Here is a 13,274-nt window from a genome sequence, read left to right as displayed (position 1 = left end):
GATGGCAACTATCAACCAGCTGGTACGTCAGCCGCGTAAGCGTATCGTCGAGAAATCCGACGTACCTGCGCTGCAAAACTGCCCGCAACGTCGTGGCGTATGCACCCGTGTGTATACAACTACGCCGAAAAAACCTAACTCGGCACTGCGTAAAGTATGCCGTGTGCGCCTGACCAACGGTTTCGAGGTTTCCTCGTACATCGGTGGTGAAGGTCACAACCTGCAAGAACACAGCGTGGTACTGATTCGTGGCGGTCGTGTAAAAGACTTGCCAGGTGTTCGTTACCACACCGTTCGCGGCTCTTTGGATACTTCCGGCGTTAAAGGTCGTAACCAAGGTCGTTCGAAGTACGGTACCAAGAAGCCGAAGTAGTCTTCGGTTTCCGGTAAATAATGCAGATTTCTTTTTTTCTGAGTCGATAAGAGTAAGGTCGGACCTGCATCCCTGGGGTGTAATGGTTCCGAGCTAACCTGAAGACCGTTTGAGGGCTTATCCATGCCAAGAAGACGCGTAGCAGCCAAGCGCGAAGTGCTTGACGATCCAAAATACGGAAGCCAAATTCTGGCCAAGTTCATGAACCACGTGATGGAAAGCGGCAAAAAAGCCGTTGCCGAGCGTATCGTTTATGGCGCGCTGGAAAAGGTTAAAGAACGCAAGAACAGCGATCCCCTGGAACTCTTCGAGAAAGCTCTCGACGCCATCGCTCCGCTGGTCGAAGTGAAGTCGCGCCGTGTAGGCGGTGCTACTTACCAGGTTCCGGTCGAAGTTCGCCCGTCCCGTCGTAACGCCCTGGCAATGCGCTGGTTGGTAGACTTCGCCCGCAAGCGCGGCGAGAAGTCTATGGCTCTGCGTTTGGCTGGCGAACTGTTGGACGCTGCCGAAGGTAAAGGTGCTGCTGTTAAGAAGCGTGAAGACGTGCACCGTATGGCCGAAGCTAACAAAGCTTTCTCGCACTACCGCTTCTAATTTCAGCTTCACTAATTTTGCGAGGGCTTTATGGCTCGTACTACTCCGATTAGTCGCTACCGTAACATCGGTATCGTCGCTCACGTGGATGCTGGTAAAACCACCACCACCGAGCGCGTACTGTTTTACACTGGCAAAAGTCACAAAATGGGCGAGGTGCATGATGGCGCCGCGACCACAGACTGGATGGTTCAGGAGCAGGAGCGTGGTATTACCATTACTTCTGCTGCCATTACCGCCTTCTGGAAAGGTTCTGCCAAGCAGTACAAGGACGAGCACCGCTTCAACGTAATCGATACCCCGGGCCACGTTGACTTCACTATTGAAGTTGAGCGTTCCCTGCGTGTACTCGACGGCGCTGTCGTTGTGTTCTGTGGTACCTCGGGCGTTGAGCCTCAGTCGGAAACCGTATGGCGTCAAGCCAACAAATACGGCGTTCCACGTCTTGTTTACGTAAACAAGATGGACCGTGCTGGTGCCAACTTCCTGCGCGTTATCGAGCAGATCAAGAAGCGTCTGGGCCACACTCCAGTTCCAATCCAGTTGGCTATCGGTTCCGAAGACAACTTCCAGGGTCAGATCGATCTGATCAACATGGAAGCTGTGTACTGGAACGATGCTGACAAAGGTATGGTTCCTGTTCGCAAAGAAATTCCAGCTGAGCTGAAAGATCTTGCTGACGAGTGGCGCGACAACATGGTTCAGGCTGCGGCCGAAGCCAATGAAGAGCTGATGAACAAGTACCTCGAAGGTGAAGAATTCACCATCGCGGAAATCAAGGCGGCTCTGCGTCAGCGTACTATCGCTGGTGAGATCGTCCTGGCTGTTTGCGGTTCTTCCTTCAAGAACAAGGGTGTTCCCCTGGTTCTCGACGCCGTTATCGACTTCCTGCCTGCTCCGACTGATATTCCTGCCATCAAGGGTACTGACCCGGATGACGAGACTATCGAGCTGGAGCGTCATGCAGACGACAACGAGCCGTTCTCGGCTCTGGCGTTCAAGATCGCTACCGACCCATTCGTGGGTACCTTGACCTTCGTCCGTGTTTACTCGGGCGTGTTGAACTCCGGCGACGGCGTAATCAACTCGGTTAAGGGCAAGAAAGAGCGCGTGGGTCGTATGGTGCAAATGCACGCAAACGCCCGTGAAGAAATCAAGGAAGTACGCGCTGGTGACATCGCGGCCTTGATCGGCATGAAGGACGTCACCACTGGTGAGACTTTGTGCAACGCTGACAAGCCAATCATTCTGGTTCGTATGGACTTCCCGGAGCCGGTTATTTCGGTTGCCGTAGAGCCTAAGACCAAGGATGACCAGGAAAAAATGGGTGTTGCACTGGGCAAGCTTGCTCAGGAAGATCCATCTTTCCGCGTTAAAACTGATGAAGAGACTGGTCAAACGATCATCTCTGGCATGGGCGAGCTGCACCTGGACATCCTGGTTGACCGGATGCGCCGTGAGTTCAACGTCGAAGCCAACATCGGTAAGCCTCAGGTTTCCTATCGTGAGCGCATCACGAAGAACTGTGAGATCGAAGGCAAGTTCGTTCGTCAGTCCGGCGGTCGTGGCCAGTTTGGTCACTGCTGGATTCGTTTTGCACCTGCTGACGAAGGTCAGGAAGGTCTGCAGTTCGTGAACGAAGTGGTAGGTGGTGTGGTTCCTAAGGAATACATCCCGGCTATCCAGAAGGGTATCGAAGAGCAGATGAAGAACGGTGTTGTTGCCGGCTATCCGCTGATCGGCCTGAAGGCTACCGTGTTTGATGGTTCTTACCACGACGTCGACTCCAACGAGATGGCGTTTAAGGTGGCTGCTTCCATGGCGACCAAGCAACTGGCTACCAAAGGTGGCGGTGAGCTGCTTGAGCCGATCATGGCGGTAGAGGTTGTTACACCTGAAGACTATATGGGTGACGTGATGGGCGACTTGAACCGTCGTCGCGGCATGATCCAGGGTATGGAAGATACGGTCTCCGGCAAAGTAATTCGTGCTGAAGTACCGTTGGGTGAAATGTTCGGTTATGCGACCGACGTTCGTTCCATGTCCCAGGGTCGCGCAAGCTACTCTATGGAATTCAAAAAATACGATACAGCTCCGGCGCACATCGTCGAAACTGTTACTAAAAAACAAGGCTGATTTAGTTCAGTCCTTTAGGCAAGGAGTTAATTGTCGTGGCTAAAGAAAAATTTGATCGTTCCCTACCGCACGTCAACGTTGGCACTATCGGTCACGTTGACCATGGTAAAACCACGCTGACTGCAGCTCTGACCCGTGTTTGCTCCGAAGTTTTCGGTTCGGCAATCGTTGACTTCGATAAAATCGACAGCGCGCCAGAAGAAAAAGCTCGTGGTATCACGATCAACACTGCGCACGTTGAATACAACTCGCACATTCGTCACTACGCTCACGTTGACTGCCCAGGTCACGCTGACTATGTGAAGAACATGATCACCGGTGCTGCTCAGATGGACGGCGCTATCCTGGTTTGTTCGGCCGCTGATGGTCCGATGCCACAAACCCGTGAGCACATCCTGCTGTCCCGTCAGGTTGGCGTTCCGTACATCGTGGTTTTCCTGAACAAGGCTGACCTGGTAGACGACGCTGAGCTGCTGGAACTGGTTGAGATGGAAGTTCGTGACCTGCTGTCGACTTACGACTTCCCAGGCGACGACACTCCGATCATCATCGGTTCGGCTCGTATGGCGCTGGAAGGCAAAGACGACAACGAAATGGGCACCACTGCCGTTCGTAAACTGGTTGAAACTCTGGATACCTACATTCCAGATCCAGTACGTGTTATCGACAAGCCGTTCCTGATGCCAATCGAAGACGTATTCTCGATCTCCGGTCGCGGTACTGTTGTAACTGGCCGTATCGAGCGCGGTATCGTTCGCGTTCAAGATCCGCTGGAAATCGTTGGTCTGCGTGACACTACTGTTACCACCTGCACCGGCGTTGAAATGTTCCGTAAGCTGCTCGACGAAGGTCGTGCGGGCGAGAACTGCGGCGTGCTGCTGCGCGGCACCAAGCGTGACGACGTTGAGCGTGGCCAGGTTCTGGTTAAGCCAGGCTCGGTTAAGCCACACACTACCTTCGAAGCTGAAGTGTACGTGTTGAGCAAAGAAGAAGGCGGCCGTCACACTCCGTTCTTCAAAGGCTACCGTCCTCAGTTCTACTTCCGTACAACTGACGTAACTGGTAACTGCGAACTGCCGGAAGGCGTTGAGATGGTAATGCCGGGCGACAACATCAAAATGGTTGTTACCCTGATCAAAACCATCGCAATGGAAGACGGTCTGCGTTTCGCAATCCGTGAAGGCGGTCGTACCGTTGGCGCTGGCGTTGTAGCCAAAATCATCGCGTAAGTGATGATTGCCTGAAAAAAGCCCCCGCTCAGCGGGGGCTTTTTTTATTGAGTTGACACCTACTGGGGTCGTCTATAGAATTGCGCCTCCTTTTAACGGGCGTATTGCGCTCGGTGGGAACAGCAATCTGGAGTCTGAAATCCAATGCAAAATCAGCAAATCCGTATCAGGTTGAAGGCTTTTGACCATCGCCTGATCGACCAATCAACCCAGGAAATCGTGGAAACCGCGAAACGTACTGGTGCTCAAGTGCGTGGTCCAATTCCACTGCCTACCCGTAAAGAGCGGTTCACCGTTCTGGTCTCCCCGCACGTCAACAAAGACGCGCGTGACCAGTACGAGATCCGTACTCATAAGCGCGTACTGGACATCGTCCAGCCAACGGATAAAACCGTTGATGCACTTATGAAGCTTGATCTTGCGGCCGGTGTGGAAGTGCAGATCAGCCTCGGCTAAGACTTGGGTCTTAGTCGTGTAACGCTCTGAAATGGGCGGCCATAGCGGGTGAAAGCCCCGTACACTCATGAGGTTTACAACATGACTATTGGTGTAGTCGGTCGTAAATGCGGTATGACCCGTATTTTCACCGAAGAAGGTGTCTCCATTCCGGTCACGGTCATTGAGATCGAGCCGAATCGCGTCACCCAGTTCAAAACTGAAGAAACCGATGGCTATCGTGCAGTGCAAGTCACTGTCGGCGAGCGTCGCGCTTCGCGTGTAACAGCTGCTCAAGCGGGTCACTTCGCTAAAGCAAACGTTGCCGCCGGTCGTACCGTAATGGAATTCCGTCTTGAAGAAGGCGAGTACCAGGCTGGCGATCTGATCAACACTGAAATCTTCACCGCTGGCCAACTGGTTGATGTAACCGGTCAGTCCAAGGGTAAAGGCTTCCAGGGTACGATCAAGCGTTGGAATTTCCGTGGCCAAGACAACACTCACGGTAACTCCGTTTCCCACCGCGTCCCGGGCTCTATTGGCCAGTGCCAGACTCCTGGTCGTGTATTCAAGGGCAAAAAAATGTCCGGTCATATGGGCGCTGAGCGCGTGACCGTGCAGTCCCTGGAAGTAGTGCGCGTCGACGCTGAACGCAATCTGTTGTTGGTCAAGGGTGCTGTTCCTGGCGCTACTGGCGGCAACCTGGTTGTACGTCCAGCGGCCAAGGCTCGCGGTTAAGGGGAAGCTGACATGCAATTAAATGTAAATGACGCTCAAGCGATCGAAGTTTCCGAACTGACTTTCGGCGGCGAATTCAACGAGACGCTGGTTCACCAAGCAGTCGTGGCCTACATGGCCGGCGGCCGTCAAGGTAGCAAGCAGCAAAAGACCCGTTCCGACGTTCGTGGTGGCGGTAAGCGCCCTTGGCGTCAGAAAGGTACTGGCCGTGCTCGTGCCGGTACTATCCGTAGCCCAATCTGGCGTGGCGGCGGTACCACTTTCGCAGCTCGTCCACAGGATCACTCCCAGAAGCTGAACAAGAAGATGTATCGCGCAGCAATGCGTTCCATCCTTGCTGAGCTGGTGCGTACTGATCGTCTGGTCGTGGTTCAGGACTTCGCTGTTGAAGCGCCGAAAACCAAAGATCTGCTCAACAAGCTGAATGGCATGGGTCTGACTGATGTCCTGATCGTGTCTGAAGGTGTTGATCAGAACCTGTACCTGGCTGCTCGTAACCTGCCACACGTTGATGTACGTGACGTGCAAGGTTCCGATCCAGTTAGTCTGATCGCATACGACAAGGTGTTGATCACCGTGTCGGCCGTGAAGAAATTCGAGGAGCTGCTGGGATGAACCAGGAACGCGTATTTAAAGTTCTGCTTGGCCCGCACGTTTCCGAGAAGGCTACGGTTCTGGCAGACAAGAAAGGCCAGTTCGTTTTCAAGGTTGCTACCGATGCAACCAAGCTGGAAATCAAGAAGGCCGTCGAAAGCCTGTTCAGCGTGAAAGTTGAGCGTGTTACTACCCTGAACGTTCTGGGTAAGAGCAAGCGCACCGCTCGCGGCGTGGGCAAGCGTAATGACTGGAAGAAGGCAGTAATCTCCCTTCAGCCAGGCCAAGATCTCGATTTCAGCAGCAGTGCTGAGTAAGGAAGGGGTGCATCATGGCAATCGTTAAATGCAAACCGACTTCCCCTGGCCGCCGTCATGTGGTCAAGGTGGTCAACCAGGAGCTGCATAAAGGCGCTCCTCACGCACCGCTGCTCGAGAAGAAATCGAAGTCTGGTGGTCGTAACAACAATGGCCGTATTACCACTCGTCACATCGGTGGTGGTCATAAGCAGCATTACCGTATGGTCGACTTCCGTCGCAACGACAAAGATGGCATTCCAGCCACTGTTGAGCGTATCGAATACGATCCAAACCGTACTGCTCACATCGCTCTGATGCTGTACGCAGACGGCGAGCGCCGCTACATCATCGCCCCTAAAGGCGTGAGTGCTGGCGACCAGCTGATTTCGGGTGCTTTGGCCCCAATCAAGCCGGGTAACTCGTTGCAACTGCGCAGCATTCCAGTTGGTAGCACCGTACACGGCATCGAATTGAAGCCGGGTAAAGGCGCGCAAATCGCACGTTCCGCTGGTGCTTCGGCTCAGCTGGTCGCTCGTGATGGTGTCTATGTGACCCTGCGTCTGCGCTCTGGTGAAATGCGTAAAGTACTGGCTGAATGCCGTGCGACCCTGGGTGAAGTCTCGAACTCCGAGCACAGCCTGCGTTCGCTGGGTAAAGCTGGTGCCAAACGCTGGCGTGGCGTTCGCCCAACCGTTCGTGGTGTTGCCATGAACCCGGTTGACCACCCACATGGTGGTGGTGAAGGTCGTACCTCTGGTGGTCGTCATCCGGTATCGCCATGGGGCTTCCCGACTAAGGGCGCGAAGACTCGTGGTAATAAGCGTACCGACAAAATGATCGTCCGTCGTCGCAAGTAAATAGAGGGATACGACAGTGCCACGTTCTCTGAAAAAAGGTCCTTTTATTGATCTTCACCTACTGAAGAAGATCGAAGTGGCGGCGGAAAAGAACGATCGCAAACCGGTGAAAACCTGGTCGCGTCGTTCGATGATCCTGCCACAAATGGTCGGTCTGACCATCGCTGTGCATAACGGTCGTCTTCATGTCCCAGTTCTCGTGAACGAAGACATGGTTGGCCATAAACTAGGCGAGTTTGCCGGTACCCGCACTTATCGTGGGCACGTGGCAGACAAGAAAGCCAAGCGTTAAGGGGTAAGGAACGATGGAAGTAGCCGCTAAGTTGTCGGGCGCTCGAATCTCCGCCCAGAAAGCCCGCTTGGTCGCCGACCAGATCCGCGGGAAGAAGGTGGGCGAAGCGCTCAACCTGTTGGCTTTCAGCAACAAGAAAGCCGCCGAGATCATCAAGAAAGTGCTGGAGTCGGCCGTAGCCAACGCCGAGCATAACGAAGGCGCAGACGTTGACGACTTGAAAGTCGCCACCGTTTTCGTCAACGAAGGGCGTTCGCTGAAGCGCATCATGCCGCGTGCCAAAGGCCGCGCTGATCGCATCGTCAAGCGGTCTTGCCATATCACTGTCAAGGTTGCTGACAAGTAACGGAGTCGAAGAGATGGGTCAGAAAGTACATCCCATTGGCATTCGCCTGGGAATCGTCAAGGAGCACACCTCCGTCTGGTACGCAGACGGCCGGACTTATGCGGACTACTTGTTCGCTGATCTGAAGGTGCGTGAATACCTCCAAGACAAACTAAAAAGCGCGTCCGTAAGCCGTATCGATATCCATCGTCCGGCCCAAACTGCACGTATCACCATCCACACCGCTCGTCCAGGTATCGTTATCGGGAAGAAAGGTGAAGATGTTGAGAAACTGCGTCAGGACCTGACCAAGCAAATGGGTGTGCCTGTGCACATCAATATCGAAGAGATCCGCAAGCCGGAACTCGACGGTATGCTGGTTGCGCAGAGCGTAGCTCAGCAGCTGGAGCGTCGTGTAATGTTCCGTCGCGCGATGAAACGCGCTGTACAGAACGCTATGCGCATTGGTGCCAAAGGCATCAAAATCCAAGTGAGCGGTCGTCTCGGCGGTGCTGAAATCGCACGTACTGAATGGTATCGCGAAGGTCGTGTGCCATTGCACACCCTGCGTGCCGACATCGACTATGCCAACTACGAAGCTCACACCACTTACGGTGTGATCGGTGTAAAGGTTTGGATCTTCAAAGGCGAAGTAATTGGTGGTCGCCAAGAAGAACTGAAGCCACAAGCACCAGCGCCTCGTAAAAAAGCTGCTAAGTAAGGGGTACGCCAAATGTTACAACCTAAGCGTACGAAGTTCCGCAAGCAAATGACTGGCCACAACCGTGGCTTGGCATTGCGCGGTAGCAAAGTCAGCTTCGGCGAATACGCGCTGAAGTCTGTTGCTCGTGGTCGTCTCACCGCTCGTCAGATCGAATCAGCGCGTCGTGCACTGACCCGTCACGTTAAGCGTGGCGGCAAGATCTGGATCCGTGTATTCCCGGACAAGCCTATTTCCAAAAAGCCCCTAGAAGTTCGTATGGGTAAAGGTAAGGGTAACGTGGAATATTGGGTTGCCCAGATTCAGCCAGGCAAAGTCCTGTATGAAATCGAGGGTGTTACTGAAGAGCTGGCGCGTGAGGCTTTCGCCCTGGCTGCTGCAAAGCTGCCGCTCGCCACCTCCTTTGTTAAACGGACGGTGATGTGATGAAAGCGAATGAACTTCGTGAAAAATCCGCACAGCAGCTGAACGAGCAACTGCTCGGCTTGCTGCGCGACCAGTTCAATCTGCGTATGCAGAAAGCAACTGGCCAGTTGGGGCAGTCGCATCTGCTCTCGCAAGTTAAGCGTGACATCGCTCGCGTGAAGACTGTGCTCAAACAGCAGGCAGGTAAGTAATCATGGCTGAAGCCGAAAAGACTGTCCGTACGCTGACTGGCCGTGTTGTCAGCGACAAGATGGACAAAACCATCACCGTTCTGATCGAGCGTCGCGTTAAGCACCCGATCTACGGTAAATACGTTAAGCGTTCGACTAAGCTGCACGCGCACGACGAAACCAATCAGTGCCACATCGGCGACAAAGTCACTATTCGTGAAACTCGTCCGATGGCCAAGACCAAGTCTTGGGCACTGGTTGATGTTCTCGAACGCGCTGTGGAAGTCTAAGGACTAGGGGTCGGAGAAATTATATGATTCAGACTCAATCCATGCTCGATGTGGCCGATAACAGCGGCGCACGCCGCGTTATGTGCATCAAGGTGCTGGGTGGCTCCCATCGTCGTTACGCTGGTATCGGTGACATCATCAAAGTTACCGTGAAGGAAGCAATTCCTCGCGGTAAAGTGAAAAAAGGCCAAGTGATGACTGCTGTTGTAGTCCGCACTCGTCACGGCGTACGTCGTGCTGATGGCTCCATTATCCGCTTTGATGGCAACGCTGCTGTTCTTCTGAACAACAAGCAAGAGCCGATCGGCACCCGTATCTTTGGGCCAGTGACCCGTGAACTTCGTACTGAGAAGTTCATGAAGATCGTCTCGCTCGCCCCAGAAGTGCTGTAAGGAGATCCGACATGCAAAAGATTCGTCGTGACGACGAGATCATCGTGATCGCCGGCAAAGACAAAGGTAAGCGCGGTAAGGTGCTTAAGGTTCTCGCTAACAACCGTTTGGTTATTGGCGGTCTGAACCTGGTTAAGCGTCATACCAAGCCTAACCCGATGTCGGGCGTACAAGGCGGTATCGTCGAGAAAGAAGCTCCACTGGACGCTTCTAACGTGGCCATCTTCAACAGCGAAACCAGCAAAGCAGATCGCGTTGGTTTCAAAGTAGAAGAAGGCAAAAAAATTCGTGTCTTCAAGTCGACCCAAAAAGCGGTTGATGCTTGAACACTGCTAGGTAGATGAGACCATGGCACGACTAAAAGAGATTTACCGGAAGGAAATCGCTCCGAAACTTAAGGAAGAACTTAAGCTTTCGAACGTGATGGAAGTTCCGCGCGTTACCAAAATCACCCTGAACATGGGTTTGGGCGAAGCGATCGGTGATAAGAAAATCATCGAGCACGCTGTAGCTGATTTGGAAAAAATCACGGGTCAAAAATGTGTAGTGACCTACGCTCGCAAGTCCATCGCAGGCTTCAAAGTTCGCGAAGGCTGGCCGATCGGCGTTAAGGTTACTCTGCGCCGTGAGCGTATGTACGAATTCCTGGATCGTCTGCTGTCGATCTCCCTGCCTCGGGTACGCGACTTCCGCGGCCTGAATGCCAAGTCCTTCGATGGTCGTGGTAACTACAGCATGGGCGTAAAAGAGCAGATCATCTTCCCGGAAATCGACTACGACAAAATCGATGCTCTCCGCGGTCTGGACATTACCCTGACCACCACTGCTCGGACAGATGATGAAGGTCGCGCCTTGCTGCGTGCTTTCAAATTCCCGTTCCGCAACTGATTGGAGTAGGACCATGGCTAAGATGAGCATGAAAAACCGCGAGCTGAAACGTCAGCTCACGGTTGCCAAGTTCGCCAAGAAGCGTGCAGCACTGAAAGCTATCATCGTGGATCTGAACGCAAGTCCAGAAGCACGTTGGGAAGCTCAAGTTGCTCTGCAGAAGCAGCCACGTGACGCAAGCGCTGCGCGCATGCGTAACCGCTGCCGCCTGACTGGCCGTCCGCATGGTGTTTACCGCAAGTTCGGCCTTGGCCGTAACAAATTGCGTGAAGCAGCAATGCGTGGCGACGTACCAGGTCTGGTTAAAGCCAGCTGGTAAGGCGCACAGGCAAAGTTACCCCTGTCAGGGTTGCAAGATCCTGACAGCCGGTGACCTTGAATATGAATCAAGCCCCTATTGGGGCTTGATTCATTTCTGGCGTGTGTCTAGAATGACCGGCTCGCCTGAGCCCGTGCTTTTTAAGCATTGAGTACTCGGCGACAGTTGTAGCCGCAAGGCTAATTCTTTTTGTATCAGGAGCGTCTAGCCCATGAGTATGCAGGACCCGTTAGCGGACATGCTAACTCGAATCCGTAATGCCCAGATGGCTGAAAAGTCCGTCGTAAGCATGCCATCTTCCACGTTGAAGGTAGCTGTAGCCAAAGTTCTCAAAGACGAAGGTTACATCGCGGATTATCAGATCAGCAGCGAAATCAAGCCACTGCTGTCTATCGAGCTGAAGTACTTCGAAGGCCGTTCGGTTATCGAAGAAGTTAAGCGCGTTAGCCGTCCAGGCCTGCGTCAGTACAAGTCCTCCGAAGATCTGCCGAAAGTTCGTGGCGGTCTGGGTGTGTCTATCGTCTCCACCAGCAAAGGTGTGATGACGGATCGTGCTGCGCGCGCTGCCGGTGTCGGCGGCGAAGTTCTTTGCACTGTGTTCTAAGGGGGGATAAGCATGTCACGCGTCGCTAAGAACCCCGTTAAGCTGCCAGCTGGTGTCGAAGTAAAATTCGCCGGCCAACAGCTTTCGGTGAAGGGTGCCAAGGGTACTCTAGAACTGAACATCCATTCGTCCGTTGAGATTGTTGAAGAAGCTGGTGAGCTGCGTTTCGCTGCTCGCAATGGCGATCAACAAACTCGCGCAATGGCTGGTACCACTCGTGCGTTGGTAAACAACATGGTCCAAGGCGTAAGCCAAGGCTTCGAGCGCAAGCTCCAGCTGGTCGGTGTTGGTTACAAAGCGCAAGCAAAAGGCACAGTGCTGAACCTGGCTCTTGGCTTCTCGCACCCAGTGGATTACGAGTTGCCGGAAGGCATCACCGCTGAGACTCCTAGCCAAACCGATATCCTGATCAAGGGTATTGATAAGCAGCTGGTAGGTCAGGTGGCCGCTGAGATCCGCGGTTTCCGTCCGCCAGAGCCTTATAAAGGCAAGGGTGTACGTTACGCGGACGAAGTCGTCCGTCGTAAAGAAGCCAAGAAGAAGTAGGGCATAGCAAATGACCGACAAAAAAGTTACTCGCCTGCGCCGCGCTCGCAAAGCACGTCTGAAAATGCACGAACTAGAAGTCGTGCGTCTCTGCGTGTTCCGCTCGGCACAGCACATATACGCCCAGGTCATCTCGGCCGACGGCAGCAAAGTCCTGGCAAGCGCCTCGACTTTGGACAAAGAACTGCGTGATGGTGCCACTGGCAACATCGACGCGGCCACAAAGGTTGGCCAGCTGGTCGCTACGCGTGCAAAAGCCGCTGGCGTCTCGCAGGTGGCTTTCGACCGCTCTGGCTTCAAGTACCACGGCCGCGTGAAAGCGCTGGCTGAGGCTGCTCGTGAAGCTGGGCTGGAGTTCTAAGTTATGTCAAATAACGACCAAAAGCGCGACGAAGGCTACATTGAGAAGCTGGTTCAAGTTAACCGCGTAGCCAAAACCGTTAAAGGCGGCCGTATCTTCACTTTCACCGCGTTGACCGTGGTTGGTGATGGTAAAGGGCGCGTTGGCTTCGGCCGTGGCAAGTCACGTGAAGTGCCTGCTGCGATCCAGAAGGCAATGGAAGCTGCTCGCCGCAACATGATTCAAGTGGACCTTAACGGCACCACTCTGCAGTACGCCATGAAATCCGCCCACGGCGCTTCCAAGGTTTACATGCAGCCTGCTTCTGAAGGTACCGGTATCATCGCTGGCGGCGCTATGCGTGCTGTCCTCGAAGTTGCTGGCGTTCAGAACGTACTGGCCAAGTGCTACGGCTCGACTAACCCGGTAAACGTGGTTCACGCCACTTTCAAAGGTTTGAAAGCTATGCAATCTCCTGAATCTATTGCCGCCAAGCGTGGCAAAAGCGTCAAGGAGATCTTCTGATCATGGCTACCGTTAAAGTAACGCTGATCAAAAGCATGACCGGCCGTATCCCTAACCACAAACTGTGCGTTAAGGGTCTGGGTCTGCGTCGCATCGGTCACACTGTAGAAGTACTTGATACTCCCGAGAATCGCGGGATGATCAACAAGGCTTACTACATGCTGCGTGTAGAGGGTTAATC

General features: G+C 53.7%; 24 protein-coding genes. All 24 read left to right on the top strand.

What is annotated here, in order from left to right:
- The first annotated feature begins 1 nt into the window (after position 1).
- The 24 genes from rpsL (at position 2) to rpmD (ending at position 13,272) form a co-directional block, all read left to right on the top strand.
- Positions 2–373 carry a 30S ribosomal protein S12 gene (rpsL, locus tag ACP7BE_RS12720; RefSeq protein WP_002555494.1) on the top strand — a complete coding sequence of 124 codons (372 nt, stop codon included), beginning with the start codon at positions 2–4 and terminating at the stop codon, positions 371–373.
- Positions 374–496: 123 nt separating this feature from the next.
- A complete protein-coding gene (rpsG, locus tag ACP7BE_RS12715; RefSeq protein WP_016779172.1) occupies positions 497–967 on the top strand; it encodes a 30S ribosomal protein S7 in 471 nt (156 codons plus the stop codon).
- A gap of 30 nt (positions 968–997) precedes the next feature.
- Positions 998–3,103 carry an elongation factor G gene (gene fusA / locus ACP7BE_RS12710; protein ID WP_094999500.1) on the top strand — a complete coding sequence of 702 codons (2,106 nt, stop codon included), beginning with the start codon at positions 998–1,000 and terminating at the stop codon, positions 3,101–3,103.
- A gap of 35 nt (positions 3,104–3,138) precedes the next feature.
- A complete protein-coding gene (gene tuf, locus ACP7BE_RS12705) occupies positions 3,139–4,332 on the top strand; it encodes an elongation factor Tu (protein WP_016779174.1) in 1,194 nt (397 codons plus the stop codon).
- A 144-nt stretch (positions 4,333–4,476) separates the two neighbouring features.
- On the top strand, positions 4,477–4,788 hold the full coding sequence (gene rpsJ / locus ACP7BE_RS12700) for a 30S ribosomal protein S10 (RefSeq protein WP_003186070.1): 312 nt from the start codon (positions 4,477–4,479) through the stop codon (positions 4,786–4,788).
- An 81-nt stretch (positions 4,789–4,869) separates the two neighbouring features.
- A complete protein-coding gene (rplC, locus tag ACP7BE_RS12695) occupies positions 4,870–5,505 on the top strand; it encodes a 50S ribosomal protein L3 (RefSeq protein ID WP_016779175.1) in 636 nt (211 codons plus the stop codon).
- Positions 5,506–5,517: 12 nt separating this feature from the next.
- Positions 5,518–6,120 (top strand): 50S ribosomal protein L4, encoded by a 603-nt coding sequence (rplD, locus tag ACP7BE_RS12690; protein ID WP_016779176.1) that lies wholly within the window; start codon positions 5,518–5,520, stop codon positions 6,118–6,120.
- Entirely contained in the window at positions 6,117–6,416 is a 300-nt protein-coding gene (gene rplW, locus ACP7BE_RS12685) for a 50S ribosomal protein L23 (RefSeq protein ID WP_003444375.1), read from the top strand. Before rplD ends, rplW begins: the two co-directional genes overlap by 4 nt.
- Positions 6,417–6,430: 14 nt before the next feature.
- Entirely contained in the window at positions 6,431–7,255 is an 825-nt protein-coding gene (gene rplB, locus ACP7BE_RS12680) for a 50S ribosomal protein L2 (protein WP_016779177.1), read from the top strand.
- Between the two features lie 16 nt (positions 7,256–7,271).
- Positions 7,272–7,547, top strand: a complete 276-nt coding sequence (rpsS, locus tag ACP7BE_RS12675; protein ID WP_003232420.1) for a 30S ribosomal protein S19 — start codon at positions 7,272–7,274, stop codon at positions 7,545–7,547.
- Between the two features lie 13 nt (positions 7,548–7,560).
- Positions 7,561–7,893 carry a 50S ribosomal protein L22 gene (rplV, locus tag ACP7BE_RS12670; RefSeq protein ID WP_003444373.1) on the top strand — a complete coding sequence of 111 codons (333 nt, stop codon included), beginning with the start codon at positions 7,561–7,563 and terminating at the stop codon, positions 7,891–7,893.
- 13 nt (positions 7,894–7,906) lie between these two features.
- The gene (rpsC, locus tag ACP7BE_RS12665; RefSeq protein WP_003176422.1) at positions 7,907–8,593 is read left to right on the top strand and encodes a 30S ribosomal protein S3; all 687 of its coding nucleotides are present in this window, start codon (positions 7,907–7,909) and stop codon (positions 8,591–8,593) included.
- Positions 8,594–8,605: 12 nt separating this feature from the next.
- Positions 8,606–9,019, top strand: coding sequence for a 50S ribosomal protein L16 (rplP, locus tag ACP7BE_RS12660; RefSeq protein ID WP_016779178.1), 414 nt, complete (start codon positions 8,606–8,608; stop codon positions 9,017–9,019).
- Positions 9,019–9,210, top strand: coding sequence for a 50S ribosomal protein L29 (rpmC, locus tag ACP7BE_RS12655; protein ID WP_003444371.1), 192 nt, complete (start codon positions 9,019–9,021; stop codon positions 9,208–9,210). Before rplP ends, rpmC begins: the two co-directional genes overlap by 1 nt.
- A 2-nt stretch (positions 9,211–9,212) precedes the next feature.
- Positions 9,213–9,479, top strand: a complete 267-nt coding sequence (rpsQ, locus tag ACP7BE_RS12650; protein WP_003194644.1) for a 30S ribosomal protein S17 — start codon at positions 9,213–9,215, stop codon at positions 9,477–9,479.
- Positions 9,480–9,502: 23 nt separating this feature from the next.
- The gene (gene rplN / locus ACP7BE_RS12645; protein ID WP_002555479.1) at positions 9,503–9,871 is read left to right on the top strand and encodes a 50S ribosomal protein L14; all 369 of its coding nucleotides are present in this window, start codon (positions 9,503–9,505) and stop codon (positions 9,869–9,871) included.
- A gap of 11 nt (positions 9,872–9,882) precedes the next feature.
- Positions 9,883–10,197 (top strand): 50S ribosomal protein L24, encoded by a 315-nt coding sequence (gene rplX / locus ACP7BE_RS12640; RefSeq protein ID WP_016779179.1) that lies wholly within the window; start codon positions 9,883–9,885, stop codon positions 10,195–10,197.
- Positions 10,198–10,219: 22 nt separating this feature from the next.
- Complete coding sequence (gene rplE / locus ACP7BE_RS12635; protein ID WP_003444368.1) at positions 10,220–10,759, top strand: 50S ribosomal protein L5; 540 nt, start codon at positions 10,220–10,222, stop codon at positions 10,757–10,759.
- 13 nt (positions 10,760–10,772) lie between these two features.
- Positions 10,773–11,078, top strand: coding sequence for a 30S ribosomal protein S14 (gene rpsN / locus ACP7BE_RS12630; RefSeq protein WP_003444367.1), 306 nt, complete (start codon positions 10,773–10,775; stop codon positions 11,076–11,078).
- A gap of 211 nt (positions 11,079–11,289) precedes the next feature.
- Positions 11,290–11,682 carry a 30S ribosomal protein S8 gene (gene rpsH / locus ACP7BE_RS12625; RefSeq protein WP_003444366.1) on the top strand — a complete coding sequence of 131 codons (393 nt, stop codon included), beginning with the start codon at positions 11,290–11,292 and terminating at the stop codon, positions 11,680–11,682.
- A 12-nt stretch (positions 11,683–11,694) separates the two neighbouring features.
- A complete protein-coding gene (gene rplF / locus ACP7BE_RS12620; protein ID WP_016779180.1) occupies positions 11,695–12,228 on the top strand; it encodes a 50S ribosomal protein L6 in 534 nt (177 codons plus the stop codon).
- Positions 12,229–12,238: 10 nt separating this feature from the next.
- Entirely contained in the window at positions 12,239–12,589 is a 351-nt protein-coding gene (rplR, locus tag ACP7BE_RS12615; protein WP_016779181.1) for a 50S ribosomal protein L18, read from the top strand.
- 3 nt (positions 12,590–12,592) lie between these two features.
- Entirely contained in the window at positions 12,593–13,093 is a 501-nt protein-coding gene (gene rpsE, locus ACP7BE_RS12610) for a 30S ribosomal protein S5 (RefSeq protein WP_003186035.1), read from the top strand.
- A 2-nt stretch (positions 13,094–13,095) separates the two neighbouring features.
- Positions 13,096–13,272, top strand: coding sequence for a 50S ribosomal protein L30 (gene rpmD, locus ACP7BE_RS12605; protein ID WP_003186033.1), 177 nt, complete (start codon positions 13,096–13,098; stop codon positions 13,270–13,272).
- The last annotated feature ends 2 nt before the right edge of the window (positions 13,273–13,274 follow it).

Origin of the sequence: Pseudomonas sp. TWR1-1-3 (assembly GCF_049896805.1) — a bacterium.
GTDB lineage: Bacteria > Pseudomonadota > Gammaproteobacteria > Pseudomonadales > Pseudomonadaceae > Aquipseudomonas > Aquipseudomonas bubulae.
The sequence above is the reverse complement of the archived record's forward strand: the minus strand, read 5'-3'. Positions and strand labels throughout refer to the sequence as shown.